The organism is Nonomuraea sp. NPDC049129 (assembly GCF_040648495.1).
Lineage (GTDB): Bacteria > Actinomycetota > Actinomycetes > Streptosporangiales > Streptosporangiaceae > Nonomuraea.
Window position 1 is genome coordinate 323,143 of the sequence record NZ_JBEZDU010000010.1, and the last position, 25,114, is coordinate 348,256.

At 69.8% G+C, this 25,114-nt stretch carries 27 protein-coding genes, 1 tRNA gene and 1 pseudogene; 14 read left to right on the plus strand and 15 right to left on the minus strand.

Annotated features, from left to right (window positions below; translation table 11 throughout):
- The first annotated feature begins 48 nt into the window (after window positions 1–48).
- Together AB0B64_RS31295 and AB0B64_RS31300 are read left to right on the plus strand one after the other, a co-directional pair.
- Window positions 49–249: a DUF4236 domain-containing protein gene (locus AB0B64_RS31295; protein ID WP_357939902.1), complete on the plus strand. Its 201-nt coding sequence runs from the start codon at window positions 49–51 to the stop codon at window positions 247–249.
- A 166-nt stretch (window positions 250–415) separates the two neighbouring features.
- The gene (locus AB0B64_RS31300) at window positions 416–1,798 is read left to right on the plus strand and encodes an amidase (RefSeq protein ID WP_358181315.1); all 1,383 of its coding nucleotides are present in this window, start codon (window positions 416–418) and stop codon (window positions 1,796–1,798) included.
- 26 nt (window positions 1,799–1,824) lie between these two features.
- On the opposite strand, the gene AB0B64_RS31305 is transcribed toward AB0B64_RS31300, so the two are convergent.
- Window positions 1,825–2,544, minus strand: a complete 720-nt coding sequence (locus tag AB0B64_RS31305; protein WP_357939897.1) for a phytanoyl-CoA dioxygenase family protein — start codon at window positions 2,542–2,544, stop codon at window positions 1,825–1,827.
- A gap of 94 nt (window positions 2,545–2,638) precedes the next feature.
- Here AB0B64_RS31305 and AB0B64_RS31310 point away from each other — a divergent pair, with 94 nt between their 5' ends.
- Complete coding sequence (locus tag AB0B64_RS31310; protein WP_357939895.1) at window positions 2,639–3,169, plus strand: hypothetical protein; 531 nt, start codon at window positions 2,639–2,641, stop codon at window positions 3,167–3,169.
- Here AB0B64_RS31310 and AB0B64_RS31315 read toward each other — a convergent pair whose 3' ends face one another.
- Window positions 3,170–3,430 carry a hypothetical protein gene (locus tag AB0B64_RS31315; protein ID WP_357939893.1) on the minus strand — a complete coding sequence of 87 codons (261 nt, stop codon included), beginning with the start codon at window positions 3,428–3,430 and terminating at the stop codon, window positions 3,170–3,172.
- Between AB0B64_RS31315 and AB0B64_RS31320 the strand changes: the two are divergent.
- Both AB0B64_RS31320 and AB0B64_RS31325 read left to right on the plus strand, forming a co-directional pair.
- Window positions 3,399–3,704, plus strand: a pseudogene (locus AB0B64_RS31320) (transposase); the annotation flags it as partial. The gene AB0B64_RS31315 and the pseudogene AB0B64_RS31320 sit on opposite strands and share 32 nt — an antisense overlap.
- Window positions 3,705–3,949: 245 nt before the next feature.
- A complete protein-coding gene (locus AB0B64_RS31325; RefSeq protein WP_358181312.1) occupies window positions 3,950–4,756 on the plus strand; it encodes an SAM-dependent methyltransferase in 807 nt (268 codons plus the stop codon).
- A gap of 4 nt (window positions 4,757–4,760) precedes the next feature.
- Here the strand turns inward: AB0B64_RS31325 and AB0B64_RS31330 are convergent, their stop codons facing one another.
- Both AB0B64_RS31330 and AB0B64_RS31335 read right to left on the minus strand, forming a co-directional pair.
- On the minus strand, window positions 4,761–5,375 hold the full coding sequence (locus AB0B64_RS31330) for a hypothetical protein (protein WP_357939888.1): 615 nt from the start codon (window positions 5,373–5,375) through the stop codon (window positions 4,761–4,763).
- Entirely contained in the window at window positions 5,372–6,184 is an 813-nt protein-coding gene (locus tag AB0B64_RS31335) for a hypothetical protein (protein WP_357939886.1), read from the minus strand. Before AB0B64_RS31335 ends, AB0B64_RS31330 begins: the two co-directional genes overlap by 4 nt.
- 310 nt (window positions 6,185–6,494) lie before the next feature.
- On the opposite strand from AB0B64_RS31335, the gene AB0B64_RS31340 reads away from it, so the two are divergent.
- From AB0B64_RS31340 to AB0B64_RS31360, 5 genes are all read left to right on the plus strand, one after another.
- The gene (locus AB0B64_RS31340; protein ID WP_358181309.1) at window positions 6,495–7,331 is read left to right on the plus strand and encodes a DUF2690 domain-containing protein; all 837 of its coding nucleotides are present in this window, start codon (window positions 6,495–6,497) and stop codon (window positions 7,329–7,331) included.
- A 163-nt stretch (window positions 7,332–7,494) separates the two neighbouring features.
- Complete coding sequence (locus tag AB0B64_RS31345; protein ID WP_358181306.1) at window positions 7,495–9,816, plus strand: hypothetical protein; 2,322 nt, start codon at window positions 7,495–7,497, stop codon at window positions 9,814–9,816.
- A gap of 12 nt (window positions 9,817–9,828) precedes the next feature.
- The gene (locus AB0B64_RS31350; protein WP_358181303.1) at window positions 9,829–13,152 is read left to right on the plus strand and encodes a NucA/NucB deoxyribonuclease domain-containing protein; all 3,324 of its coding nucleotides are present in this window, start codon (window positions 9,829–9,831) and stop codon (window positions 13,150–13,152) included.
- 221 nt (window positions 13,153–13,373) lie between these two features.
- Window positions 13,374–14,201: a trypsin-like serine protease gene (locus AB0B64_RS31355; RefSeq protein WP_357939878.1), complete on the plus strand. Its 828-nt coding sequence runs from the start codon at window positions 13,374–13,376 to the stop codon at window positions 14,199–14,201.
- A gap of 129 nt (window positions 14,202–14,330) precedes the next feature.
- On the plus strand, window positions 14,331–14,906 hold the full coding sequence (locus AB0B64_RS31360; protein ID WP_357939876.1) for a dihydrofolate reductase family protein: 576 nt from the start codon (window positions 14,331–14,333) through the stop codon (window positions 14,904–14,906).
- 318 nt (window positions 14,907–15,224) lie between these two features.
- Here AB0B64_RS31360 and AB0B64_RS31365 read toward each other — a convergent pair.
- A tRNA-Ala gene (locus AB0B64_RS31365) sits at window positions 15,225–15,297 on the minus strand.
- 76 nt (window positions 15,298–15,373) lie between these two features.
- Here AB0B64_RS31365 and sigJ point away from each other — a divergent pair.
- Entirely contained in the window at window positions 15,374–16,267 is an 894-nt protein-coding gene (gene sigJ, locus AB0B64_RS31370; protein WP_358181300.1) for an RNA polymerase sigma factor SigJ, read from the plus strand.
- A 48-nt stretch (window positions 16,268–16,315) separates the two neighbouring features.
- On the opposite strand, the gene AB0B64_RS31375 is transcribed toward sigJ, so the two are convergent.
- A complete protein-coding gene (locus tag AB0B64_RS31375; RefSeq protein WP_358181297.1) occupies window positions 16,316–16,846 on the minus strand; it encodes a Clp protease N-terminal domain-containing protein in 531 nt (176 codons plus the stop codon).
- Between the two features lie 4 nt (window positions 16,847–16,850).
- Complete coding sequence (locus AB0B64_RS31380; protein WP_357648152.1) at window positions 16,851–17,066, minus strand: helix-turn-helix domain-containing protein; 216 nt, start codon at window positions 17,064–17,066, stop codon at window positions 16,851–16,853.
- Between the two features lie 90 nt (window positions 17,067–17,156).
- Here AB0B64_RS31380 and AB0B64_RS31385 point away from each other — a divergent pair, with 90 nt between their 5' ends.
- Complete coding sequence (locus AB0B64_RS31385; RefSeq protein ID WP_357939870.1) at window positions 17,157–17,894, plus strand: dienelactone hydrolase family protein; 738 nt, start codon at window positions 17,157–17,159, stop codon at window positions 17,892–17,894.
- 3 nt (window positions 17,895–17,897) lie between these two features.
- Here the strand turns inward: AB0B64_RS31385 and AB0B64_RS31390 are convergent, their stop codons facing one another.
- The 6 genes from AB0B64_RS31390 to AB0B64_RS31415 all read right to left on the minus strand — a co-directional run bounded on the left by AB0B64_RS31390 (window position 17,898) and on the right by AB0B64_RS31415 (window position 22,244).
- The gene (locus AB0B64_RS31390) at window positions 17,898–18,719 is read right to left on the minus strand and encodes a metal-dependent hydrolase (protein WP_358181294.1); all 822 of its coding nucleotides are present in this window, start codon (window positions 18,717–18,719) and stop codon (window positions 17,898–17,900) included.
- Window positions 18,716–19,963, minus strand: coding sequence for an MFS transporter (locus AB0B64_RS31395; RefSeq protein ID WP_357939866.1), 1,248 nt, complete (start codon window positions 19,961–19,963; stop codon window positions 18,716–18,718). The genes AB0B64_RS31390 and AB0B64_RS31395 overlap by 4 nt, the downstream gene beginning before the upstream one ends.
- A 125-nt stretch (window positions 19,964–20,088) precedes the next feature.
- Window positions 20,089–20,775 carry an SRPBCC family protein gene (locus AB0B64_RS31400; RefSeq protein WP_357939865.1) on the minus strand — a complete coding sequence of 229 codons (687 nt, stop codon included), beginning with the start codon at window positions 20,773–20,775 and terminating at the stop codon, window positions 20,089–20,091.
- A 29-nt stretch (window positions 20,776–20,804) separates the two neighbouring features.
- A complete protein-coding gene (locus tag AB0B64_RS31405) occupies window positions 20,805–21,185 on the minus strand; it encodes a hypothetical protein (protein WP_357939863.1) in 381 nt (126 codons plus the stop codon).
- Window positions 21,182–21,544 (minus strand): hypothetical protein, encoded by a 363-nt coding sequence (locus AB0B64_RS31410; RefSeq protein ID WP_357939861.1) that lies wholly within the window; start codon window positions 21,542–21,544, stop codon window positions 21,182–21,184. Before AB0B64_RS31410 ends, AB0B64_RS31405 begins: the two co-directional genes overlap by 4 nt.
- A gap of 10 nt (window positions 21,545–21,554) precedes the next feature.
- Entirely contained in the window at window positions 21,555–22,244 is a 690-nt protein-coding gene (locus AB0B64_RS31415) for a TetR/AcrR family transcriptional regulator (protein WP_358181291.1), read from the minus strand.
- Between the two features lie 54 nt (window positions 22,245–22,298).
- On the opposite strand from AB0B64_RS31415, the gene AB0B64_RS31420 reads away from it, so the two are divergent.
- Window positions 22,299–23,654: an MDR family MFS transporter gene (locus AB0B64_RS31420; RefSeq protein WP_358181288.1), complete on the plus strand. Its 1,356-nt coding sequence runs from the start codon at window positions 22,299–22,301 to the stop codon at window positions 23,652–23,654.
- Window positions 23,624–24,118, plus strand: coding sequence for a DUF523 domain-containing protein (locus AB0B64_RS31425; RefSeq protein ID WP_357939855.1), 495 nt, complete (start codon window positions 23,624–23,626; stop codon window positions 24,116–24,118). Before AB0B64_RS31420 ends, AB0B64_RS31425 begins: the two co-directional genes overlap by 31 nt.
- Here AB0B64_RS31425 and AB0B64_RS31430 read toward each other — a convergent pair.
- Entirely contained in the window at window positions 24,094–24,474 is a 381-nt protein-coding gene (locus tag AB0B64_RS31430) for a hypothetical protein (RefSeq protein WP_357939853.1), read from the minus strand. The genes AB0B64_RS31425 and AB0B64_RS31430 overlap by 25 nt on opposite strands.
- Before the next feature lie 84 nt (window positions 24,475–24,558).
- Window positions 24,559–25,098, minus strand: a complete 540-nt coding sequence (locus tag AB0B64_RS31435) for a hypothetical protein (protein WP_357939851.1) — start codon at window positions 25,096–25,098, stop codon at window positions 24,559–24,561.
- Between the last annotated feature and the right edge of the window lie 16 nt (window positions 25,099–25,114).

A 25,114-nucleotide genomic window follows, 5' to 3' on the forward strand; every position in this document is an offset into this window, starting at 1 on the left:
ACCCGATATTTCGCCAATTTTCGGGTAGCTGGGAGCCCTCGCGATCTCATGGAGGGAACCTCGATGGGCTGGAGCTACCGAAAGTCGATCAAGCTCGGGCCGTTCAGGCTCAATCTGTCGCGCGGCGGCGTCGGGCACAGCTGGGGCAACCGGTTGTTCCGTGTCACCCGTACGGCGGACGGCCGCCGCACGATATCCGTCAACCTGCCGGGTGGTTTCACCTGGCGCAAGACCACCCGGCATAACTAGCCGGATATTCCGAAGGGCCGGAGGCGATCGCCTCCGGCCCTTTTTTCGTACCGCTCCCACCTGCGCGTTCTCCGGCTGGCTGACGCGGCCGGGAAAGACAAGACTGCCTCTTTCTGAATTCTCGCCCTAGATTCCTCGGCACCGCTTACCCCTCAAGGAGGATGTCGTGGCTGAACTATGGGCATTGGCCGCCGGAGATCTGGCGCGGCTGATCGGCACCCGCGAGGTGTCCAGCCGTGAGGTGGTCCAGGCCCATCTGGCGCGGATCGCCGAGGTGAATCCGCAGGTCAACGCCATCACGGTGGTGCTGGAGGAGCAGGCCCTCGACGCGGCGGACGCGGCCGACCGGGGCCTGCGCGACGGCACGGCGCCGGGCCCGCTCTGCGGCGTCCCCATGACGGTCAAGGAGAACGTCGACGTGGCCGGCTCGGCGACAACACTCGGCATCGTCCCGCTGCGCGACGCCGTCGCCCAGCGCGACGCCCAGCACATCGCCCAGTTGCGCGCGGCGGGCGCGATCCCGATCGGCCGGACGAACATGCCGGAGTTCGGCATCCGCTGGCACACCGACAACGACCTGCGCGGCGCGACCCGCAATCCCTGGTCGGCCGGCCACACGCCGGGCGGCTCCAGCGGCGGCGACGCGGCCGCGGTGGCGACCGGCCTGACCCCGCTCGGCATCGGCAACGACGGCGCGGGCTCGCTGCGCTGGCCCGCGCAGTGCTGCGGCGTCGCCGCGCTGAAGCCGTCGCTGGGCCGGATCGCCCAGCGAGGGCAGGCGTCGCCGTTCGCGTTCCAGTTGCTGGGCGTGCACGGGCCGATCGCGCGGCGGGTGGCCGACCTGCGGCTGGCCTTCGACCACATGTGCGGCCACGCGCCCGGCGACCCCTGGTACGCCCCGGTCCCCCTGCGGGGCCCCGCCCCGGCGACGCCGATCGGGGTGGCCGCGGTCACCGGCCTCGACGCGGACCCCCAGGTCACCGCCGCCGTACGGCAGGCGGCCAAACTGCTCGCCGACGCCGGTTATCGGGTGACGGAGAGCCTGCCTCCCGCCCTGGACCGGGCCTCGGAGATCTACACCCAGATCATGTCCTCCTACGGCCGCGTCCACGAGGAGCAGCCGCCCGTCGAGACGGTCGCCTCCAAGGGGTTCGTCCAGTTCTGGGCCGCCTACGAGGAGATCTGGACGCGAGCGGGCGGGCGCGCCGCCTTCGACCCGATGATGGAACGCGCCGCCATCCTGCGGGCCTGGGCCGACTGGACGGACTCGACCCCGCTGGTCCTCGCGCCGATCTGCACGATCCCGACGTTCCCGGTGGGCGCCGACCTCGATCCCGAGTGGCTGGCCGGGTGGCCGGCGGCGCTGCGCATGAGCGTGGTGGCCAACCTGCTGGGGCTGCCCTCGGTCGCCGTCCCGACCGGTCTGGCGGACGGGCTGCCGCAGGCCGTACAGATCATCGGACCGCGCTTCCGCGAGGACCTGTGCCTGGACGCGGCCGCCGCCATCGAGGCCGGCACCCCGCCCCTGACACCGATCGACCCCCGATAACCCTTGGGTCGAGGTAGTGACAGGTCTCAGCGGAGCGCTCTGGCCAGCGGCGTGTCGGCCGCCGGGTCCAACGGCTCGGCCAGCATGAACGGCATCTGCGCCATGAACCTGGGCCTCTCTCCCAGGTGCTCCTGCGCGGCGTGCACGGTCAGCGGGTGCACCAGGTAGGCGTCCCCCGGCGAGCCGGTCGCCAGCGCCACCGGCCGGTCCTTGCTGGCCGCGTCCACCAGCGCGCCCGCGCTGACGTGGTCGTACACCTGCTGCTCGTCCAGCGCCCGGAAGCTGTCTCGCTGCGACCCCGCCCTGACCCGGGTCGGCGCGTCCGACTCGCCGACCTCCGAGAACAGCATCAGCACCAGGAGCGTAGTCGAGCGGACGGTCACCCCCCAGCTGCCGTCAGGCCGCGACACGTTGGCGTCCAGGTGCCAGCCGCGGTCGTCGGCCGGCGGTCGCCGCGGGAACCGGATCGGGATGTTGCCCGCCGCGCCACGCGGCTGCCAGCCGCCCTTCCCGCACACCGCGTCCAACCCGGCCGCCAGCTCGGGCGACCTGACCAACTCGCCGAACGGCCCCTGCCCGGTCATGTCCGCGGCCCACACCACCGGCTCGCGCCATCCTTCGGGCTCGTCCGGCGACAGGCCGATCTGCTTCCACAGCAGCGCCTGCGCCGCCTCACCCTGCTCGCGCGAACCGATCGTCAACTTCACGAAGCCGTCCCGCACGAACGACTCCACCAGTGCCTCCATGCCGCCCACGCTATTGATGGCCGCAACCGGTTTTCGAGCGCGACTTTTGTAAGGCGGCTTGCATTTTCTCGGTAAGGCGGCTTACATTTTCCGGATGTACGACACCCCGACCGTCTATGAAGAGCTCGTCGCCCGCCTCGGCCCCCCGCTCGGCGTCGAGGAGGCGCGTGTCCACTGGGGCCGGTTGGTGCGCGCCGCCCAGGACGGCGAGACGACGCTGATCACCCGCGAACGCTGGGAATGGGCCGCGCTGGTCCCCATCTCCGGGGTGTCCGGGCCGCTGACCGGCCTGCCCACCCTGCCGCTGTCAACGGTCCGCCGCAAGCTCGGCGACCTCGTACGACAGGCCGCCCAGCCGCACGACAGCGGCCCGATACTCCTCACCCGCCACCGCGCCCCCGTGGCCGCCCTGGTCGCCGCCCGCAACCTGGCCGACCGGCGCGAACACCGCCTCGCACCGGAGGACCTGCTGCGCGACGGCAACACCATCCTGCTGACCCAGCTGCCGGGACCGGCCTACTCCGCCGTCGCCCGCGACTCCGACGGCAATCCGATCGCCACCGGACAAGGCGAGAGCGTCAGCGAGGCCCTGCGGCGCCTGCGCCCGCCCGAGGCCGGAGCCTGATCACTTGCCGTCCTTGTCTGAGTCGGCGGAGAAGACGATCGCCCCCAGATAGCCGTCGTCCTCCTCGGCCATCTTCAGCAATCCATGGCGATGAACCCCAAGAAGGTCTCCGACGCCTACACAACGGTGAAAGCCCATGTGAAGGCGAGGCTGCGCAAGCCCCTCACCAAGCCGATCGGGTTCCGCCCGGACGCCTCCCAGCCGTTCGACGAGCGGTGCCTGTCCTGGCAGGAACGTCAACCACGTGATTTCCAAGACCATCGTGACCGAGGCTGCACGCACCGGACGCGGCATCGCCCTGGAAGACCTCCAGGGCATCCGCGACCGGGTACGGCTCCGTAAGCCCCAGCGGGTCACGCTACACACGTGGAGCTTCCACCAGCTCGGCCGGTTCATCGCCTACAAGGCGGCCCGCACCGGGGTTGCGCTCGTCTACGTGGACCCCGCGTACACCTCGCAGGGGTGCTCGGCGTGCGGGCACGTGGACAAGCGCAACCGGCCCAACCAGGAAACCTTCCGCTGTACGTCGTGCGGCTTCACACGCTCGCCCCTGTCGAGGTGATCACCGCCGGCGCGTCCTGGCCGCAGGCTGCGAGCAGGCCGCCCAGCCCGAGCAGAACTTCCCTTACGCCAGCAAAGTTAAGAAACACCCCTTGAGACGCCATTTGCGGCGGATGAACTTTTCATGAGTCTCTGTCAGCACAAACCAGGACAAGCCACCCGGACTGCCCTTGGCTTGCTACTGTCCTCTTAGCCGGGTGGGAGCGAAGGAGATGACAAATGAATGACACGCCCCGACGGCCAGGGGTGTCGGCCAACGCTCCCAGCGTCGCCCGCATGAACGACTACTTCCTGGGCGGCAAGGACAACTTCGCCGCCGACCGCGAGGCCGCCGCGCGGGTCCTGGCGCTGATCCCCGACGCCGGGGTGATGGGCGAGTACGTCCAGGAGTTCCGCGAACGGGTCGTGCGCTACCTGGTCGAGCAGGGTGTCACGCAGTTCGTCCATGTCAGCTCCGGGCTGCCTACCAAGCGGAACGTCCACGAGGTCGCCCAGTCGCTCGACCCGGACGCCAACGTCGTCTACGTCGCCGACGACCCGGTCGCGCTCAACCACGCGCGGGCGCTGCTCGCCACCAACGAGCGCACGGGAGTGGTCGAAGGGGACATCCTCCACCCCGACGCCATGCTGGACGATCCCACTCTGAGCCAGCTGATCGACTTCGACCGGCCCGTCGGCGTCCTGATCATTGGCGCGCTCCAGTACATCCCCGACGAGGACGGCCCGTTCGAGCATGTGGCCCGGCTGTGCGAGCGGCTGGCGCCCGGGAGCTTCCTCTGCCTCACCCACGCCGTCTTCGACGGCCGCCCGGAGATAGCCGAGCAGATCGCCGACGTCTTCCGGGAGGCGCTCAACCGGCCCAAGGGCGGTCCGCGCAGCCGCGATCAGGCGGTGCGCTTCTTCGACGGGCTGGAGCTCGTCGAACCCGGCTTCATCTATGTCCGTAAGTGGCGCGCCAGCACCCCGGTCTCCGACCAGGAGACGAAGCGAGCCTGGGTCCTGGCCGGAGTCGCCCGCAAACCGTGATCCTCTACCGCTCCGGGACGGAGGCGCGCGCCGACCGCGCCCTGATCTGGCCGAGCGCGGCGTGGCTGGCCCGGATGTCGGAGATCAGCACGTACGCGACCAGCAACAGCCCGAGACAGAGAGCGTCGGCGCCCCACCAGGGGATCTCGGCGAGCAGCAGATAGCCGTCACTGTCACTCAGCGATCTGATCACCACCGTCACCGCGGCCACTACCACGGTGACCATCAGCCAGCTGCGTATACGCGGTAGGTTCCCGTTGTTCCACAGCCGGATCCGCCAGCTCATGAACACGGTGAGCACGCCGAGCAGCGCGCAGAACCCGATCAGCCACCACGGCAGCGCGAAGGCGGTCTGCTCGGCGATCTGCGCCTGCGTGGTGCGCAGCTCGGCCTCGGCCTTCCGCTTGGCCACCATGGCGGCGTCGAGCTGCTTCTGCAGCTGGGCCACGCTCTGACGCGTCTCCTGACGCGGCGGCGTGGGGACGTCGGTCGGCAGCATCCGCGCCACGACGGTCAGCATGATCGCCACGAAGGACAGCGCCAGGACGATGGACATGAACAGGTCGATGAAGCGCAGGTCGAGCGGCGGCGCGAACGATCTGACGGCCCGCTTCCTCACTGCTCCCTCACCAGCGTGTACTTCTGCGGCCGGCTCTCGGCGGCGCTCAACCGCTCCACCGCGGTACGCAGCGCGTCCAGGCCCTTGACCAGCTCCTCGGTCCTGCCTCTGGACTGGGACAGCTCCTGGGTGAGCCCCGTCATGGCGGGCGCCACCTGCTTGACCGGCAGGCGCGCGATGTAGATGAGGAACACCTCGTCGGCGGCCACCACGCTGGCCCGCTCCGCCCGCTCGATCAGCGCCATCCCACCGAAGGCGAGCACGCTCAGGAACAGCGCGACCAGGGTGACACCGAACGCCGACGCCAGCTCGGGCAGCACGTGCTGCTTGAGCGCGGTGATCAGCACGCTGGGGTCCCCCTGGTTGTCCAGGGCGTTCGAGAAGGAGCTGACCATCGCGGCCATCGTCAGCGCGGTGCCGATGAACCCGAACACCGGCAGCGCCCAGATGAGCGCGTGGTCGAGGTGGTGCTTGTTGGCCATCTCGCTGTCGTCCAGCGCGGACCGGGCGCCCAGCACCGCCTCACAGTCGTTCCCGGCCTCGGCCGCCTCCTTGAACAGCTTGAGCCGCCGCCCCACCAGCGTGTCCTCGTTCGGCTTCACCGCCTGCACGTTCGCCACGGCCCGCGCCGTCGCGGCACTCTCCCGCCGGATATCCGGTACGGCCCTGACGAGCCGGAGAACGGTGGTCAGGAACACCGCGATGATCAGCGTGACCACGACCTCCGCGGCCGGCGGGGCCGTGGTCGCACCCACGGACACCAGCAGCGTTTCCACCGCTCCGGCCACGAACAGCAGCGCGGAAACCATCAGGCCCACCGCAGGCGCGAACGCCGAGTGACGCCAGCCGTACTTTGACACCCTTCAACCCCACTCCGGCCCACAAACTTGTCAAAGGACTACCTAAGCACACGTAAAGCAACCATTGGGTTACGGAGGGCAGATCGGCCCGCTGCGTTTCGACCGCCGGGCCGACCAGCTACCTGCCGACCGGCCGGATCCTCATGGTCGAATGCCTGGTCGCTCCAGATACCGAGTGATTTCGCCGAATATCATCGGCTCGAGATCAGTCCATGACGCCCATGAGTTCGGCCGCGTGCGCGCGGGGGACGGGGGATGCGTGAGCGCCTGGCGACCGTTAGCCGATTCGCTGAGCCCGGAGATGCGGCTCCTCACCGGCGAACTGCGCGTCATGAAGGACCGCACCTCGCTGAGCCTGGGGCAGCTGGCGAAGAAGACGGCGTGCAGCAAGTCGGCCTGGAGCCGGTACCTCAACGGCCAGGCGCTCGCCCCATACGCGGTGGTCGCCGCGCTGGGCGAGTTGGCCGATGCCGACCAGGCCCGGCTGCGGGCGCTGTGGGAGCTGGCCGCCGAGTCCGGCGGGCGCGCCGGCGAAGGGGCGTACACGGCGACCGGCGACGGCCCCGGGGTGGACGAGGAGGATGACGCGGAGTCGACCATGCCCTTCAGGGTGGTCAGAGACTCCTCACCGACGCGGCGGTGGCTCGCGATCCTCGCCATCGGGGTCGTGGTGGTGGCCATCGGGTTGGTGGTCGCGGTGCTGACCGGTGCGATCTCCCGCCCGGTGGCCTCACCGACCGGGCCGCGTACGCCCGCCCCGGCGGGCAGCTGCCAGGCGAGCGACTGCACCGGGCGGACGGCGGAGCCCTTGGGCTGCGCTCGCGACGCCGTCGTCACCGCGTCGGTGCAGGTGGACTACGCGCGGCTCGAACTGCGCTACAGCGCGGTGTGCCGGGCCGCGTGGGCCGTGCTGACCGGCGCGCGCCGCTACGACCGAGTCAACGTCACCGGTGACGCCGGAGCGGAAGCCAAGGGCAAGGACCGCGCCGGCTCCGCCGCCGCCACGCCCATGGTCGCCGCGGCCGGCCCGGAGGTGGGTTACGCCTGCGCCGAGCTCACCAGCGGCGCCAGGAAGTGTGCGGCCGCAGGGCGCTGAGCGTCCCGGGATTTCCCGGCTTTCCGGGCGTCCCCGCAGGTCGGAGGTGGGCTTTCCCGCGGTTTCCCGCGTAGTGCGTGATCCATGTACTTCCCTCGCCGGGGCGGCGACGATTCACCCGCCCGTGAATCGGCGGCGCTTCCCGACAGGAAGGACTTCCCACGTGTTCAGGTTTCGCCGGCGGCCGGTGGCCGCCTTGGTGGCCGTCTTCGGCTTAGGCATGGTTCCGGTCGCCTGGGCCGATGGCCCGTACCTCGCGGTGAACGGGGTCCCGCTGGCCGGGGGCAGCGTGACCGCGCCCTTCACCGCGGACCTCGTCGATCCGGGCGTGGTGACCGACGGCGTGAAGTTCCTGCTGGACAACGCCTACCTCGGCAAGGACACGACCGCGCCGTACCAGTGGACGGTGAGCGCTTCGACCGGTGGCCACGAGCTGAAGGCGAGATGGAGCGCGGCCGGGACCACGGTCTCCGCCGAGGCCACGTTCACGGTGACCACACAGCCACCCACCCCGACCCCGACTCCCACCCCAACCCCAACCCCAACCCCCACGCCCACGCCCACGCCCACTGTCACCCCCACGCCGCCCGCCGACGGTGAGGCGCGCACCGGCCTCGATCTGACGACCGGCAACCGCCGTGCCCCCGTGGCAGGGCTCTACGACTGGTCCAAGGCGGGCTACCGGGAGGGCGCGCCCCTCCCCGGCGCGTCCGACTACACCACCGACACCGCGTGCCGCCTGACCCCCGCGACACTGGCCGCCACGTACCACGTGCTCCCCGGCGACGGCGGCGACGACACCGCGGGCCTGCAGGCGGCGATCGACTTCGTACGAACACAGTGCTCCCCCACCGCGGCCCCGAACAGGCTCAGCTCCATCCAGCTCCCCCAGGGCGAGCTGCTGGTGACCGGCGAGATCAAGGTGGACGCCGACTACCTGGTGATCACCGGCGCCGGCGCCGACCCGGCCACCGGAACCAAGATCGTCTACCGGCCGGGCTCCGCCACCATGTACGACACGCTGACCTCCGACGGCTCCGACTGGGACCAGTCCGCGATGGAGTGGGGCAAGGCCAACGGCGGCTGGCTGTGGCCCGGCCGCGGGCTGTTCCGGGTCGAGTCGCGATGCGTGGCGGCCCAATACCGGGTCGGCGCGCAGACCGGCTGCCCCGGCGCAGGAACCGCCGACGAGGACGACGAGACCTACGACGACGCCCCGGCCAACCGCAAGGACATGTTCGAGGGCACGGTCAACGCGCACTGGGTGTCGGGCGTCAAGCTGCGCGCCATGCCCGGCACGCCGGGATTCGCCGGCAAGACCGGCCAGGACACGGTCTACCTGAGCACGAGCACCTCGGCGGCGCTGATGGCGGGCATCAAGGTGGGCGGCTACGTCAACGTACGCGCGGCCAACACCCGAAACTTCTACGCGCAGATGACCGTGCCCGCCGGCAGCGGCGAGGTGGAGAACCTGCACATGCGGCAGCAGCTCTTCAAGGTCAAGGCAGTCGACACCACCGCGAAGACCGTACAGCTCGACAAGCCCCTCGAATTCGACGTGCCGGTCGACTCGACCTCGGACGGCTCCGCGGCCATCGACAACACCGTGTACGCCTCCAAGGTCGCGCCGCTGATCGACCCGGTGGTGGGCGTGGGCTTCGCGAATTTCTTCCTCACCCAGGACATGCCCGGCCTGGACGAACAGGCCGCCGTGCACAACTACGGCAACATGGCACCGGCCGCCGAGATGCACGGCATCGTCGTCAAGCACGCGGCCGACATCTGGATCAAGGGCATCCGCACGCACATGACCGGGTCGCACCCCATCGTCACCGAGGAGGCCAAGAACCTGTCGGTGGTCGACAACACGCTCGACGGCGCCTGGAACAAGGGCAAGGGCGGCAACGGCTACCTGCGCGGCTCGCGCGTGTGGGACTCGGTCTACGCCGGGAACACCACCACCGGCCTGCGGCACTTCACCTTCCAGTGGTCGGCCTCCGGCAACGTGGCGATCGGCAACAAGTTCGACTCCGACATCAACCTGCACGGCGGCTGGGAGCGCAACAACCTCTTCGAGCTCAACCGGAGCACGGTGCCGTACGACCACAGGTCCGGCAGCTGCACCGCGCGCTGCGGGGGCGAGGGCGGCGGCACGGACGACGGCACGTGGTTCCCCGTCTACTGGTCGGCCGGTCCCAAGGCCGTCAAGTGGTCCGGCTCGTCGGGGCCGAACAACGTGCTGTTCAACAACGTGCTGAAGAAGCAGGCCGACGGGCCGGCCGCACCGTACGAGGACTACTACCCGAGCCCCACGACGATCTACCGCTTCGGCTGGAACGGGACCGGCTGGCAGCACCTCGACGTCGGCGGCGTCCCGATCACCGACTGGGCCGGCAACGAACGCCGCGACTACACCGGCGGCCACGGAGTGGACGCCACCGGGACCGACACACAGTCGTCCCTCTTCCTCACCGTCATCCCCTAAGGAGCTGGCAGGGTGTTACAACGCTTATCGAGGTTATTAGCGGTTTTCGCTGGACTCATCGTCATCCTCCCCCTTCTGACCGGAATCTCGGCGGCGGCCGAGCCTGCCCCGCCGCCCACCACCACCCCCGCCGGCAGCGTCCCCGCCGCCGACGCGGACTGGGACACTCCACTGACCGGTTCCCGGCTCAAGGTGCACGACGGCTGCTCCGCCGCGGCCGTGAAGCTCTTCGGGGGACGGAAAGACGGCTGCACGAAGCCGAAGACCGCCGACCTCACCACGCGAAAGGCACGCACGGCCACCCGCGCGGCCGCCACGTCGCTGCCCGCCGGGTGCGCGGCCTCCCCGGAGGGGGCCTGGCACTTCATCAGCCGGGTGGAGGTCTGCGCGCGAACCCCGCTGCAGGCCGCCAAGGTCTACAACCGGGACCGCACCGAGCAGCTGGGCCAGCTCAACTACTTCGTGACGCAGTACTGGCACGCCGAGGTCAACGCCGACGGCCGGGCCATGAACACCTGGAGCTACGAGGCCGAGGTCGTCGCGATCCCCCTGGGCAGCTGGGGCGAGGTGAACGGCGCCGGCGTCGCGGCCAAGGCGTTCTACTGCGAGAAGCTCGGCGTCAAGCCGTCCTGCCCGAGGGTGCTCGACGACGGGAGCGACTACAAGGAGTTCCCGCGCGGTGATGGCCTGCCCACGCACCCGCTGGTGTACGACGCTCCGGTGCGCGGCACCTGGACCACCGACACCGTCGTGTCGGCCCGGAGCGGTGAGGTGTCCTGGGCGACGGTGCTCGGCCGGGTGGAGATCATCTTCCCGGAGCACCCGGATCAGCCCGCGATGTCGGTGCTGGCCACCGAGCCGGACATCCGCTGCGACGGGATCGACTCCACCATCAAGGACGCCGGTTGCGTGTTCCCGCAGCAACCGGACACGATGACCTTCGCCCTCGACAACAGAGAGGTGCAGGAACACGCGCTGCACATCCGCGACGCTCAGCGACGGCGCGGCGTACCCGGCATGAAGGACGGCGGCCCCGCCCCCGGCGAGCCGGGCGGCGTCCCGCTGACGCGGGGCGCCAAGGAGGGCGACAACCGGGACATCGCCTGCCCCCGCAGCCTGCCGCGTCCCCCGGGTGATCTAGACAGCTGCGACGAATATCCCTTCAACTCCACGGCGGAGGGCGCGGCCGCGGGCAAGGGGGTCTCGTGCCGGATGATCAACGCAGCGCAGAACAGCCAGGGCGGTACCGATCTGAATCGCTTCTATCAGAACCACCACGTCCTGAAGATCGACAATCCCGCCGATCCCGCGGAGAAGGGCGACGCGTTCTACGTCCAGATCACCGGTAAGTACAACGCGGTGTCGCCACGCGCCTGGTCGCCCAACGCCGAGCACACGTGCGGCTACCCCGACCTGTACATTCCCCCGCCCGCGCCGCTGAAGGACCTGGACCTGTCCGCGGGGAACCGCCGCGGGCTCCAGATCGGCCTGCGCGACTGGACCAAGGCCGGATATCTGGACGGCGGCGACCTGCCCGGCGCCGGTGACTTCAACCCGAACGGCGCGTGCGCCATCACCTCCGCCGCCATGCGGAGCCAGTACGGCGTGCGGCCGAACGACGGGCAGGACGACACCGGCGGCATCCAGAACGCCATCGACCACATCAAGGGCACGTGCTCACCGAGCGCCGGATACCACAGCCTCAGCCAGATCACCCTGCCGGCCGGAACGCTCAACGTGACCCACCAGATCTACGTGGACGCCGACTACATGGTGCTGCGCGGCGAGGGCTCCGATCCCGACACCGGCACCCGCGTCGTCTACACCCCCGATGCCAACACCCGCTACGACAAACTCACCGCCGACGGAGCGGACTGGGACGAGGACGCGATGACCGTCGACCGCGGGGACGGCAATGCCGAACCCGCTCCCGGCGGATGGATCTGGCCGGGGCGCGGCCTGTTCCGGGTGCAGGCCAGAGAGCGCCATCCCGACTACGAGAACGGCTGGAAGGCGGCGCCGCAGAACCGCAAGGACATCTTCGAGGGCACGGTGAACGTGCACTGGAAGGTCGGCGCGAAGCTCAAGGAGAGCGCGAAGTGGGGCGAGGGACTCGCCGCGCGGACGGGCGACATGACGATCGCCCTGGCCGACAGCACCAACAGCAAGATCATGGCGAACTTCAAGGCCGGCGCGTACGTGAACATCCGCGCCGCCAACACGATGAAGTTCTACCAGCAGATGGAGGCCGTGCCGACCGAGCACGAACTCCAGAACCTGCACATGCGGCAGCAGATCTTCAAGATCACGGCGGTCAACGGCAAGACCATCACGCTGGACAAGCCGCTGGAGTACGACGTGCCGGTCAACTCCACCTCCGACGGTTCGGACCCCATTCCCGGGCTCGACAAGCCCTTCGACTCCAAGGCCTCGCCGATCGTCGATCCGGTCCTGGGGGTGGGGATCGAGAACCTGTACTTCACCCAGGACATGCCCTCCGAGGAGGCCGTCTCGGCCAGCCACAACTACGGCAACATGGATCCGGCCGGGGAGATGCACGGCATCGTGCTGAAGTGGGCGATCAACGGCTGGGTCAAGGGGGTCCGGTCGTACATGACGGGTTCCCACGCCATCGTGACCGAGGAGGCCAAGAACCTTTCGGTGATCAACAACTACCTGGAAGGTTCATGGAACAAGGGCAAGGGCGGCAACGGCTACTTCCGCGGCTCCCGCGTCTGGGACTCGGTGTACGCCGGCAACGCCACCCGCAACCTGCGGCACTTCACCTTCCAGTGGTCGGCCTCCGGCAACGTGGCCATCGGCAACGACTTCGACTCCGACCTCAACCTGCACGGCGGCTGGGAACGCAACAACATCTTCGAGCTCAACCGCGTCAACACGCCGTACGGGCACCGGCCGGGGAGCTGCTACAGCAACTGCGGTGACGAGGGCGGGAGCCCACCGGACGACTCGCAATGGTTCCCGATCTGGTGGGCCGCGGGAAAGAAGGCGGTGAAGTGGTCCGGATCATCCGGCTACAACAACATCTTCTTCAACAACATCATGAAAAAGCAGCTCGATTCCAGCAATAACGCATCCATCACCTACTACCCCGACCGCACAAAGATGTACTCCTTCGGCAGCACGCTCATCGACGGCACACTGCCGACCTGGAAGCACCTCACGGGGCCGGACGGCGGCCCGATCGCCAACTGGGCCGGCTACGAGCGGGACGACTTCTGCACGGGCAATCGTGGCGTGTGGTGCGAGCCGATGAGCGGCAAGTCCCTGTTCCTGAACAACGTGCCGTCATCATGGCCGGGCAACTCCGGCTGATCGGCGCTCGGGACGCAGGTGAACGGCCATCACGCGATCATCTGGAGATCGCGTGATGGCACCCAGCGGAGCAGAGTCACCACGCATAGATCACCCGTCTATGCGCGCAGCATCGCCGAATCCCGCGTCCCCGCACTCACAAGCGTCACATCAGCCCTGGCGGAGGTAAATTTTTTGCACGGTATTCCATGCGGAGGCTATGTTCCGCCTACACTCCTCAGATGCGTTACGTCCCTTTTGTCCTAGTTATTGCGGCCACGGTTGCTTATTCAGCTACGCCCGCGGCAGCCATCACCAACGGCTCGGACGACGGTGACGCCCACCCGGAAGTAGGGGCCCTCGTCGCCGAGAAGCCGCACTCCGACGGTACCTGGGCGTACTGCACCGGCACCCTCGTCTCGCCGACGGTCTTCCTCACCGCCGCGCACTGCGGGGAGCGGAATCAGAAGACGGCCCAGGTCTCCTTCGCCCACCACTACACGCGCGGCGACCAGCTCTACTCCGGCCGGTACATCCCCGACCCGCGGTTCACGACGGACTCGGATCTGCACGACATGGCAGTCGTCGTCTTCGACAAGCCCGTCACGGGCATCCGCCCGGCCCAGTTGCCGGAGGTGGGCATGCTCGACCGCCTCAAGGCCGACGGCAAGCTGAAGTCCGCCCATTTCACCCCCGTCGGGTACGGCGCCCTCTCCCCGGCCAAGGGTGAGCACGGCGCCCAGGACAAGGGAGGGCACGGCGAGCAGTGGCATTACACCGACACGCGCCGCCAAGCGTCCATCTCCTTCGAGAACCTGTCCGCCAAATGGCTGGACCTGTCCCTGGCTTCCCATGGGGACGGCAGCACCTGCTTCGGCGACTCAGGCGGCCCGAACTTCCTGGGCGGCCCCGACTCGCACCTCCTCGTGGCCACGTCGATCAGCGGGGCCGACGACGCCTGCAAGGGAACCAACTACGACTACCGCCTGGACAAGCCGACAGCCCGGCAGTTCCTCGGCAAGTACGTTCCTCTTCCCGAAGCTGCCAGCGCTTCTGCCGACCTCCGGTAGTGCCCCTGGATGAGCCCGGAAAGTTTTGCCACAAATCCGGGAGACGTGTCGGATCGGGGCGGTGGTGTTCGTAGCAAGGGTGAGGCCGCGACAAAGCAGGCGCGGCCAACTTCCCGCAAGGAGACACCCATGACTGCCACGTACACCTTCGACATCTTCTCCACGCTCGACGGCTTCGCCAACCACAACGGCGACTGGGGCGGCTACTGGAGCAAGCAGGGCCCCGAATTCCTCGCCCATCGCGCCGCCGCCTACCGCGACCCGCTGCGCATGGTGCTCGGGGCCAAGACCTACTCGTCGAACGCGCCGTTCCTTGACGCGGGCTTCGACCGCAGCCTGTTCGACGGGTGGATCACGCGCATGTTCGACTCCCCGGTCACGGTGCTCTCCAGCCGGCTGACCGAGCCGCTCGATTGGCCGGACACGACCATCGAGTCCGGCGACCCTGTCGAGGTGGTCACGCGCCTCAAGGCCGAATCCGATGTGCCGCTGCGCTCCCACGGCAGCCTGACCCTCAACCGGACACTGCTGAACGCCGGCCTGATCGACGCCATCGAGGTAACGGTCTTCCCAGTGATCTCCGGGACGACCGGCGTGGACCGGATCTTCGACGGTGCGGACGACTTCGACCTCGAACTGCTCGAGGCCCGGACCTTCGACGGCCACACGCAGGTACTGACCTACCGGCCGACCCGACACGGTTGATCGGCGACGGGGCGTCCGCCCTGGGCTTCCGCAACCTCGCCGACCACGAACGCCTAGAACCCGTGAAGCCGCTGGGGCCGAAGAAGCCCCAACACGGGGAAACGGCCTCCCGCGACTTGCGCCCATGCGGGCGAACGTAGTCACACGATCAACCGAGATGACGTCCCGCAGAGCGGTGCGGTTTCTCGGCCACACAGCGGAGCAGCCGTACAACGAGATCGTGGATCACTTGGCGAGGCGCGCCATCTCGACAAAGTCGCCGTGGGGAAGCGAAGCCCCCGTAGGGGGCGAGCAACCACGAAAACCCCGCCGATCGAGTGGAGCTATGGGGATTCGAACCCCAGACCCCCTCCATGCCATGGAGGTGCGCTACCAGCTGCGCTATAGCCCCTTGGTGCGATCTCAGTGTATAGGAATCCTGCGGCGGCTGTGTCACACACGATCCCCCGTGATACGTCTTAAGTCTCATGTCGACCTTCGAAGACCACCGCGGCCTGCTGACCGGCGTCGCGTACCGGATCCTGGGCACCGTGACCGATGCCGAGGACGTGGTGCAGGAGGCGTGGCTGCGCTGGTCCGGCGTGGATGAGACGACCGTCGCCGACCCCAAGGCGTACCTGGTCAGGATCACGTCGCGGCTGGCCATCGACCGGCTGCGGTGGGCGAAGTCGCGGCGCGAGTCGTACGTCGGCCCTTGGCTGCCCGAGCCCATCAGCACCGCGCCCGACGTGGCGGAGCACGCGGAGCTGGCCGATTCCGTGGAGTTCGCGCTGCTCGTGGTGCTCGAAACGCTCTCGCCGCTGGAGCGGGCGGTGTTCGTGCTGCGGGAGGCGTTCGATCTGCCGTTCTCCGAGATCGCCGAGGTGATCGGCCGGGCCGAGCCCGCCACGCGGCAGCTGGCCAGGCGCGCCCGCGATCACGTACAGGAGAAGCGGCCCCGTTTCGATGTGGACCGCGGCGAGCGGCGGCGCATCACCGAACGCTTCATCCGCGCCTCCACCAGCGGTGACCTGGACGGGTTGATCGAGCTGCTGTCCACCGACGTGACGTTGGTGAGCGACGGCGGCGGCAAGGCCCGGTCCCCGCTGCGCGCCCTGACCGGCGCCGCGAACGTGACGCGCTTCATGACGTCCATCGTCACCCCCGGCGGCATCGCCAAGTTCATGGCCTCGATCGGCGTAAGCGACTTGGTCACCCTGTCGTACGATCTGGCGAACGTGAACGGCGCACCCGCCATAGTCGCCTCGGCCGCGGGCCGGGTCGTCACCGTCATCTCCCTGCTCGTCACGGACGGCAAGATCGACACGATCTACCTCATCGCGAACCCAGACAAGATCACCCACCTCAACGTCCCGTCCTGACGCAGCACTACGCTGCCTGGGCCACCGGCATCCCCGCCTCCACCGGCGCTACGCCGTCTGGGCCACCGGTATCCCCGCCTCCTCCACCAGCGCCCGCAAGTCCACCCCGCCGTCCCGCAGAATCCGCCCCACTCCGTTCGAATAGTCGGCCAACAACCCCCAAAGCAGCCGCTCCCCCGTCACCGCCCCCGGCCGCCACATCGCCACCTCCACCGCTTTGCGCGCGTGCATGGCCAGTGGTACCGCGCCCAACGGCCCGTACAGGGTCATCCGCAGCGGCTTGAGGCGCGACCTCGTCAGTCGCCACCGCGCGGGGTCGGAGGTCCCCTCCCTGGAACGGCGGTGCACGGCGTCGAGGTCGATCCCCAGGGTGGCGAGCAGTTCACGGGCGTCACCGAGATCCACCTGCCCCCGTACATCCTCAGCCGTCACGGTGAACCGCTCCAGCGAGAAGGGCCGGATCTCGGCCAGGGCGAGCAGCAGGAGGTCAGGGGTGAGCGCCGGACGCCCCGCGTCGAGGGCCAGCGTGCCGGCCCTGATCAGCGTGCGGCGGGCGGGGTCGGTGAATCTGGCGAGCATGTGGCTACCTTCCGACTCGGCGGGCGTGCTTGCGGTGCGCGGACTGCCGTCTGACCCCGAGGGCGTCGGCGATCTGCTCCCAGGACCACCCCTGGTCCCGGGCGTTGGACACGTGCGTGGCCTCGAGCTCCTCCAGCAGAGCTCTCAGGGCGGCCACGGCCGCCAGACCCACGCCGGGATCGCGATCGGTGGCCGCCTCGGCCAGCTCGTTGACCTTCATGGTGTCAGCATGCGCTGACAAGCATCCGCTTGTCAACACATGCTGACACGCCTGTCGGCCGAGTCGGTGCTTTGGTAATTTCGCCCCATCATGTGCTACGACGACGATGCGCAACCACCCGTCCCCACCGCCCCCATCACCGGCACGAGCGCCTCCGGCATAAGGCTGACCTCGGCCGACGGCACCGTGTTCGCCGCCTACGAGGCTCGTCCCGACGACGTCCGCGGGCCGGGCGTGGTCATCCTGCCCGACCTGCGCGGGCTGCACGACTTCTACAAGCAGCTGGCCGTACGGCTGGCGGAGCAGGGTCACCCGGCCATCGCCATCGACTACTACGGCAGGACCGCCACCGACGACGATCGGGGCGAGGACTTCCCCTTCATGGAGCACGTCTCCAAGCTCGGCAGGGAGAGCATCCAGGACGACATCATGGCCGCGGCCGACCGGCTGGGCAGGCCGGCGGTGGCGCTCGGGTTCTGCGCGGGCGGGCGCAACGCGTTCCTGGCATCGGCGCCGCGCTTCGGGCTGGCGGGCGTGATCGGCTTCTACGGCGCGCCGGGCATCGTGGGCCCGTACGGTCCCGGGCCGACGCAGCACGCGGCCGAGCTGGGCGCGCCGATCCTGGGCCTGTTCGGGGGCGCCGACGAAAAGATCACCGGTGAGCAGGTGAGCGAGTTCGGCGAGGCGCTGACGGAGGCGGGGGTGGCGCACGAGCTGATCACGTACCCGGGCGCCCCGCACGGCTTCTTCGACGCCACCGCCGCCGGGCACGAGGAGGCCTGCGCCGACGCCTGGCAGCGGGTGCTCGCCTTCCTCAGAGACAAGTAGTCCTCAGCGACAAGTAGTACGCATGGTCAGCGCGGCATCCGCCAGATCCAGCTCGACCGTGACGACCCCGAGCTCCGCCGTACCCCGGACATGCGTGCCGCCGCACGGGATCGAGGTCTCCCCTTCCGGCAGCGCGCAGTGCCACGTACGGCGGGCCGTCAGCCCGGGCCCCGGCACGTCGAGCCAGACCGCCGCGTCGGCCGCGACCCACGCCTTGAGCCGGTCGTTCATCTCCGAGGTGACCTGCGAGAGGTCCAGTCCCTCGGCGGAGAACCCCTTCTTGCGCAGGGACTTGCCGAGCCGGTAGACGTCCTCGCTGCCGAAGGGGGAGATCCGCGACGAGGTGATCGCGCTCTGGTCGAAGTCCGGGTGGCCGAGCCCGTCGGGCGCCGCGGGCTTGCGCCAGTGCCCGGCCAGGGCGGCGTTCAGGGCGAGCGCGGCCAGGTGGCAGGCGGTGTGCCCGGCCGACAGGGCCGCCCGGTGGCCGGGGTCCACCTCCAGCGCGACCTCGGTCCCCACGGGCAGCGGGGTCTCGGTCACGTGGACGACCAGCCAGGCCCAGCCCTCGGTGCCCCGGCGTACCGGGATGTCGGGGCCGAGGAAGATCTCGCCGGTGCCCGACTGGGCCCCCGTGACGCAGTCGGCCACCGGCAGCCCGCCGATCGTGCCCCGGTCGGCGGGCTGGTCCGGCCAGGTGTGATCGAGCGGGTGGAACGGTGTTTCGGCGACGACGAGACCGTGCCGGCCCCCCGCCGGCACGGCCCCGACGATTTCCGAGCGGCCACTGACATGACCGTCGGGGAAGGTGACAACTGTCGAGTTCATCCGCCCATTCTGGCAGGGACGGGCTTGTTCACCGGCAGGGACTCGTCCTCGAGATACCGGTCACGTCCCGCGTACAGCCCGGTGAGAAGCTGCACGACCAGCACCGCGAACATCAGCGCGTACGGCAGCGTCCACCCACCGGTCATCTGGTGCAGCACCCCCACGAGCAGCGGCCCCGCACCCGCGATCAGGTAGCCGGCGCTCTGCCCGAACGCCGACAGCGCGGCGGTGGTCTCCGGCGTACGCGTACGCAGGGCGAGCATCATCAGCGCCAGCGGGAACGACCCCATGCCGATCGCCACGAACGTCACCCAGACCGCCGCCGTCGAGATCGGCGCGAGCCACAGCCCGGCGAACCCGATGGCGTAGCAGGCGACGAGCCCGACGACGACCGGCCGCTGGTCGCGGAAGCGGGAGGCGAGGACGGGCACCAGGATCGAGACCGGGATGCTCAACGCGGTGAACACGCCGAGCAGGAGCCCGGCCTGGCCGGTGGTGTAGCCGCCGTCGGTGAGGATGGTGGCGAGCCAGCCGAACATGATGTAAGCGATCATGGACTGGGTGCCGAAGTAGATCGCGACCATCCAGGCCAGCTTGCTCCTGACGAGCCGGCGGATGCCCGCGTCCTCCTGGCCGATGCGCCGCTCCGGCTCACTGCGCAGGAGCGCAAGCCACGGAATGACGGCGACGGCGGCCAGGGCCGCCCACACGCCGAGCGCGATGTGCCAGTCACCTGACGCGCGCTCGATCGGCACGGTGGCCGCGGCGGCGAGCATGGTGCCGACGGCCAGCGCCACGGTGTAGACGGTGGTCATGACCCCGGTACGACCCGGGAAGTGACGCTTGATCAGCGTCGGGATGAGCACGTTGCCGACGGCCCCGCCCGACAGCGCGACCGCGCTGCTCAGCAGGAACACCGGCGCGGAGTCGACCAGCGAGCGTACGAGCAGGCCCACGCCGAGCGTGACGAGCGCGAGCAGCAGCAGCCGGTGCTCGCCGACGCGCCTGGCCAGCGTGGGCGTGACGGCGCCGACCGTCGCGAAGGCCAGCACGGGTAGCGTGGTGAGCAGTCCGGTGCCGACGCTCGACATGCCGAGCGCGCCGGCGAGCTGGTCGAGCAGTGGGCCCACGCTGGTGACGGCGGTACGCAGGTTGAGCGCCGCGAGAACGATTCCCAGCACGAGGAGCCAGACAAGGGATCTGCCTTTGGACTCTTGGTCGGTCTCTTGGACGAGCACGCTCATGCGGGGACGGTCCTCCACTCATCAAGTCATGGGATGAATCGCCATGTTAACAGGCCCGAAACCCGCATTTATTCCTAAACATGGCAAACCCCCCGAGAACACCCGGGGGGTTTGCGGTAAAGCCATCACAGGATGGGGCGCGGCTCCTGCGGCGGCTCGTCACGCGGAGGCACCGGGCCGGGCGGGGGGCTCGGCACGGGGCCGGGCGGCGGGAGCGTGGCGCCGCCGGGGAACTCGCCGCCACCGCCGATGGTGCCGGGCGGCATCGGCCGATCACCACCACCGGGCGGCGTCGGCCGGTCCCCGGTCACGGGCGGTACCGGCTGGTCGCCCTGGTCGTAACCGGAGCCGCTCTGGTGCGGCCCGGGCACGTCGCCGCGCCAGCCGCCGGTCTCGCCGCCGCGCGCCTCGATGAACGACTTGAAGCGTTCCATGTCGTTCCTGATGCGCAGGCGGACGATCTGCAGCCAGTCGCCGACCGTCTCGACGAAGCCCTCAGGGTCGTACTCCATCTGGAGCGTGACCTTGGTCGTGTTCGGGTCGAGGTGGTGGAAGGTCACCACACCCGCCTGGTGCGGCCGGTCGACCGATCGCCAGGCGATCCGCTCGTCCGGGTGCTGCTCGGTGATGTCGGCCTCGAACTCGCGCTTGACTCCCGCGATCTCGGTGACCCATGCCGTACGTGTGTCGCTGAGCTGCTTGACTGATTCGACACCCTCCATGAACTCGGGGAAGCTCTCGAACTGCGTCCATTGGTTGTATGCCACCCTGACGGGGACCTGGACATCTACGGAGTGCTCGATCGTGCTCATGAGGGGCCCCTGCCCGAGCCCTCGGCCCGTTAACGCCTGCGCAGCAGCCAGTAGAGGCCGACGAACGGCAGGACCAGCGGGATGAACAGGTAACCCTTCCCGTAGACCGACCAGACGGTGGCCTCCGGGAAAGCGGCCGGATCGAGGACGCTGGCCGTGCCGATGAGCAGCACGCCCGCCAGCTCCACGCCGAGCGCCGCCAGCGCGAGGGTGCGCGCGCCACGGGCCAGCGCGACGGTGAGCAGGATGTAGACCAGCGCGGCGAGCGCCGACAACGTGTAGGCCAGCGGCGCCTCGCCGAACTTGGTGAGGATCTGCACGGTGGCCCGCGCGCCTGCGGCGAGCGCGAAGAGCCCGTAGACGGCGACGAGCGCCCGGCCCGGCCCGCTGCCGATCGCCGGCCCGCTCACGGGAGGCCCTGCCAGATCTGCATCAGCCGGCCCGTCATCACCGCGATCGCGAACCCGGCCACGACCAGGATCGCCGGCCCCCACCGGCTCCGCTCGGCCAGCGCGAGGAAGACGCCCGCCGGCGGGATGACCGCCTGGCCGGCGAGATAGCCGTAGAGCGTGCCCTTCTCGGCGGGGCCCTGGCCGCCGACCACTGCGGCGATCACGATGCCCGCCTGAACCAGCACCGCCACCTCCAGCACGGCGAACCCGACCAGCAGGATCATGCCCATGGACCGGTTGCGGATCGCGGCGATCAGGCTCGCCAGGGCGAGCAGCAGCGAGCCGACGATCACGATCGTGGCGACGGTGGTGTTCATCGGGAAAAGGCTATCGCCCGGGTAGGTCGCCCTCGATTCCGTCCAGCAGCCAGTTGAGACCTCGCTCGTAGGTGTCGTCGGCGCCCGCCACTCCGCCCTCGATCAGCGGCGCGAGCCGGGGGAACGCGCCGCTGGCGACCAGCTCCCGCATGTAGGGCTCGGCGAGGGCGGTCCGCTCGGCGTCGCTGACCCCCATCCGGCGGGGCGCGGCGCGTTCCAGCGACTCGCGGACGATGAAGCCCAGCGAGTAGTCGTCGATCGCGGCCAGGATCCGCCACTTGGCCGGCTGGTCGACCGCCAGCCCGTCGAGCGCGGCCAGCGACTGCTCGACATGACGCAGGCCGTTGGGGCCGACGGAGACGCGCTGGGAGACCAGGTCGACCCGCCACGGGTGCCGGAGCACCATCTCCCGCTCACGCCGGGCGATGGTCAGGATCGCCTCGCGCCAGTCCTCCGGCAGCGGCTCGTCGACCAGCACCTCCGCGGCGATCTCGTCGGCCATCAGGTCGAGGAGGTCTTCCTTGCGCTCGATGTAGGAGTAAAGGGTCATCGCGCGGGCGCCCAGCTCGGTGGCCACACGCCGGATCGAGACGGCCCCCAGCCCTTCGGCGTCGGCGATCGCGATCGCGGCGGCCACGATCGCCTCCCGGGTCAGCGCGGGGCGTCGCTGCGGCGCGGGCCGCGACCAGACGGAACTCACGAGCCCAGTCTAAGCGGGGCGATACGCCGTACGAGAAGTGTTACGGTGTACGTCATGCGATACAGCGTACGAGATCCCCTCAAAACGACCGGCCTGGTGGTCCTGCTGGGCGTGATCATGACGATTCTCGACACGACGATCATGAATGTGGCCGTCAACGTCCTGGCCCGCGACTTCCACACGACGCTCGCCACCATGCAGTGGGTGATCACCGGCTACCTGCTGGCCCTGTCCATGACCATCCCGATCACCGGCTGGGCGGTCGGCCGGTTCGGCACGAAGGCGGTCTGGCTGACCTCGCTGGTGCTGTTCGCCGGCGGCTCCGCCCTGAGCGCCACGGCCTGGTCGGTGGGCGCCCTGATCGCCTTCCGCGCGGTCCAGGGGCTGGGCGGCGGCCTGCTCATGCCGGTCGGCCAGGCGATGATGGCCCAGGTAGCGGGCCAGGACCGGATGGGCCGGGCGATGGCCATGATCTCGGTGCCCGCGATGCTGGCCCCGGTGCTCGGGCCCGTGCTCGGCGGCGTGATCGTGCGCGACCTCGACTGGCACTGGCTCTTCCTGATCAACCTGCCCGTCTGCGTCATCGCCCTGGTGGCCGCGATCAAGCTGCTGCCCGGCGGGCAGCCGACCGGCGGGAGCCGCCTCGACGTGCTCGGCCTGGCGCTGCTCTCCCCCGGCCTGGCCGCGCTGGTGTACGGCCTGTCGGAGGTGGGCAACGGCGCCTCGCTCGCCCATCCGGCGCTGTGGGGCGGGCTCGCGCTGGTGGCGGTGTTCGCGGTGCAGGCGGTACGGACGCCGGGCGGGCTGCTCGACCTGCGGCTGTTCGGCGACCGTACGTTCGCGGCCGCGGTGGTCGCGCTGATCTGCTACTCGGCGGCGCTGTTCGGCGTGACCGTGCTCGTCCCCCTCTACAGCCAGCTCGCCCAGGGCGGCGACGCGCTGGACGCGGGACTGCTGCTGGCGCCGATGGGAGTCGGCGCGGCCCTGACCATGCCGATCGCCGGCAAGCTCACCGACCGGAGCGGGCCGCGCGGGGTCGGTGCGGCGGGCGTGGCGCTGGCGACGCTCGGCGTGCTGGGGTTCGTGCTGTTCGGCGGGGTCGTCCCGATGTTCGTGCTGGGCCTCGGGCACGGGCTGGTCGCGCCCTCCGTGGCCGCCGCCGCGTTCAAGACGCTCGACCGGGCCGCCATGCCCGCCGCCTCCACGCTGAGCAACATCTCGGTACGGCTGGCGTCGTCGTTCGGCGTGGCGCTGCTGGCCGTACTCCTGCAGGTCTTCACCAGGGCGGGCGTCGCCGAGCCGTTCACCTACGCGTTCGGCTGCGCGATCGCGCTGGCCGCCGTCTCGCTGGTGCCGATCGCGCTCCTAAAATCGTCGGTATGGAGAGAGTCCTCGTCAGCGCCTGCCTGATGGGCCGGCGGGTGCGCTACGACGGCGGCGCCAAGACCAGCGCCGACGCCCGGCTCGCCGCCTGGCGCGAGGAGGGCCGCCTGGTGCCGTTCTGCCCCGAGGTGGAGGGCGGGCTGCCGACCCCGCGCCCGGCCGCCGAGATCGAGGGCGGGGTCAGCGGCGCGGCCGTGCTGTCGGGAGCCGCCCGCGTGCTCACCGCCGACGGGTCCGACGTCACGGCCGAGTTCCTGGCGGGCGCGCAGTCGGCGCTCGCCGTCGCCCGCTCCTTCGGCGTCCGGGTGGCGCTGCTTAAAGAGGGCAGCCCCTCGTGCGGCTCGCTGACCGTCTACGACGGCACGTTCCGGGGCCGCCGGACACCCGGCCAGGGCGTCACCACGGCGCTGCTGGAGCTCAACGGGATCCGCGTCTTCACCGAGGACCACATCGCCGAAGCCGATGCCTATCTGCGTACCCTCGACACGTAACCGGCGGCGGCCAGGCCCGCGATCAACAGTGCCGCCATCGTGCGGTGATACCAGGTGTTCAGTGCGGTCGTCTCGCCCGCGCCGAACGCCATCGCGAGTATCCCCATCAGCACCCCGGCCAGCGCGCCCGCGTGGGTGTGGAACAAGCCGTCCCACGCCCACGGCCGGCGGCTCAGCGCGCCGCGGGCGCCGACGAGCATGGCCAGGCCGCAGAGCGTCTCCACGATCGTCGCCGGCACGATCACGGGCTCGCGCAGCGGGCCGAGCGGAAGCCCGGTGTGCAGCAGCGCCGCGCAGAAGAAGATCAGCGCGTAGGCCGCTGAGAGGGCTCCCAGCGCTTTCCGCAGTGCGTCCATGCGGTCACGTTCGCACCTGGGGCAGCGCTGGGAATCGGCTGTACGGCTATGGCTCGGCTACTCCGTCCGTAGTAGTGAGCGCCATCAGTACTCCCAGGTGTCGGTGCGCTGCTCGCCACTGATGCACCAGACCCCCGAGCCGTGCTCGCCCTTGACCAGGTCCACCCTGATCCAGCCGGTGTTCCTGGCGACCTTGGTGGAGTAGCCGCTCCTGGGAGTGGCCGACACCAGGCGGCAGCCGTCGGGGCCCAGCGTGAACGCCACCTCGCCGCCCTTCACCGACACCACCCGCAGGTTCTTCGGGGTGCTGGTGGGTGCGGGCGCCTGCGTCTTCCGCGCCGCGGGCTTGGTGGGAGCCGCCGTCCTGGTAGGTGTGGGCGTCTTCGTGGGGGCAGGCGTCTTCGTGGGAGTGGGCGTCCTGGTGGGAGCGGACGTCTTGGCGGGAGCGGGCGCCTGGCCGGGCGTACGGTCGCCGTCCGCGACCGCCTGCGCCAGGAACGGCTCAACCTGGACATCGTCCACGAACTCGGTACGCAAGACACCGCGCACGCCGAACCACGACACTGAGACCGCGATCACGGTGGCTCCACACCAGACCACGATGTATCCGAGGGCTCGACGCATGGGACGAATTATGGAC

What these genes read in the sequence shown, in the direction of transcription:
- AB0B64_RS31335 (WP_357939886.1), bottom strand. Translation starts at nt 6,184, where the DNA reads ATGGTTTCCGCGCTGCTGTTCGTGGCCGGAGCGGTGGAAACGCTGCTG.
- AB0B64_RS31385 (WP_357939870.1), top strand. Translation starts at nt 17,157, where the DNA reads ATGTGCTACGACGACGATGCGCAACCACCCGTCCCCACCGCCCCCATC.
- AB0B64_RS31395 (WP_357939866.1), bottom strand. Translation starts at nt 19,963, where the DNA reads ATGAGCGTGCTCGTCCAAGAGACCGACCAAGAGTCCAAAGGCAGATCC.
- AB0B64_RS31305 (WP_357939897.1), bottom strand. Translation starts at nt 2,544, where the DNA reads ATGGAGGCACTGGTGGAGTCGTTCGTGCGGGACGGCTTCGTGAAGTTG.
- AB0B64_RS31360 (WP_357939876.1), top strand. Translation starts at nt 14,331, where the DNA reads ATGACTGCCACGTACACCTTCGACATCTTCTCCACGCTCGACGGCTTC.
- AB0B64_RS31315 (WP_357939893.1), bottom strand. Translation starts at nt 3,430, where the DNA reads ATGGTCTTGGAAATCACGTGGTTGACGTTCCTGCCAGGACAGGCACCG.
- AB0B64_RS31390 (WP_358181294.1), bottom strand. Translation starts at nt 18,719, where the DNA reads ATGAACTCGACAGTTGTCACCTTCCCCGACGGTCATGTCAGTGGCCGC.
- AB0B64_RS31295 (WP_357939902.1), top strand. Translation starts at nt 49, where the DNA reads ATGGAGGGAACCTCGATGGGCTGGAGCTACCGAAAGTCGATCAAGCTC.
- AB0B64_RS31310 (WP_357939895.1), top strand. Translation starts at nt 2,639, where the DNA reads ATGTACGACACCCCGACCGTCTATGAAGAGCTCGTCGCCCGCCTCGGC.
- AB0B64_RS31375 (WP_358181297.1), bottom strand. Translation starts at nt 16,846, where the DNA reads ATGCTCGCCAGATTCACCGACCCCGCCCGCCGCACGCTGATCAGGGCC.
- AB0B64_RS31325 (WP_358181312.1), top strand. Translation starts at nt 3,950, where the DNA reads ATGAATGACACGCCCCGACGGCCAGGGGTGTCGGCCAACGCTCCCAGC.
- AB0B64_RS31435 (WP_357939851.1), bottom strand. Translation starts at nt 25,098, where the DNA reads ATGCGTCGAGCCCTCGGATACATCGTGGTCTGGTGTGGAGCCACCGTG.
- AB0B64_RS31425 (WP_357939855.1), top strand. Translation starts at nt 23,624, where the DNA reads ATGGAGAGAGTCCTCGTCAGCGCCTGCCTGATGGGCCGGCGGGTGCGC.
- AB0B64_RS31400 (WP_357939865.1), bottom strand. Translation starts at nt 20,775, where the DNA reads ATGAGCACGATCGAGCACTCCGTAGATGTCCAGGTCCCCGTCAGGGTG.
- AB0B64_RS31430 (WP_357939853.1), bottom strand. Translation starts at nt 24,474, where the DNA reads ATGGACGCACTGCGGAAAGCGCTGGGAGCCCTCTCAGCGGCCTACGCG.
- AB0B64_RS31420 (WP_358181288.1), top strand. Translation starts at nt 22,299, where the DNA reads ATGCGATACAGCGTACGAGATCCCCTCAAAACGACCGGCCTGGTGGTC.
- AB0B64_RS31355 (WP_357939878.1), top strand. Translation starts at nt 13,374, where the DNA reads ATGCGTTACGTCCCTTTTGTCCTAGTTATTGCGGCCACGGTTGCTTAT.
- AB0B64_RS31410 (WP_357939861.1), bottom strand. Translation starts at nt 21,544, where the DNA reads ATGAACACCACCGTCGCCACGATCGTGATCGTCGGCTCGCTGCTGCTC.
- sigJ (WP_358181300.1), top strand. Translation starts at nt 15,374, where the DNA reads ATGTCGACCTTCGAAGACCACCGCGGCCTGCTGACCGGCGTCGCGTAC.
- AB0B64_RS31380 (WP_357648152.1), bottom strand. Translation starts at nt 17,066, where the DNA reads ATGAAGGTCAACGAGCTGGCCGAGGCGGCCACCGATCGCGATCCCGGC.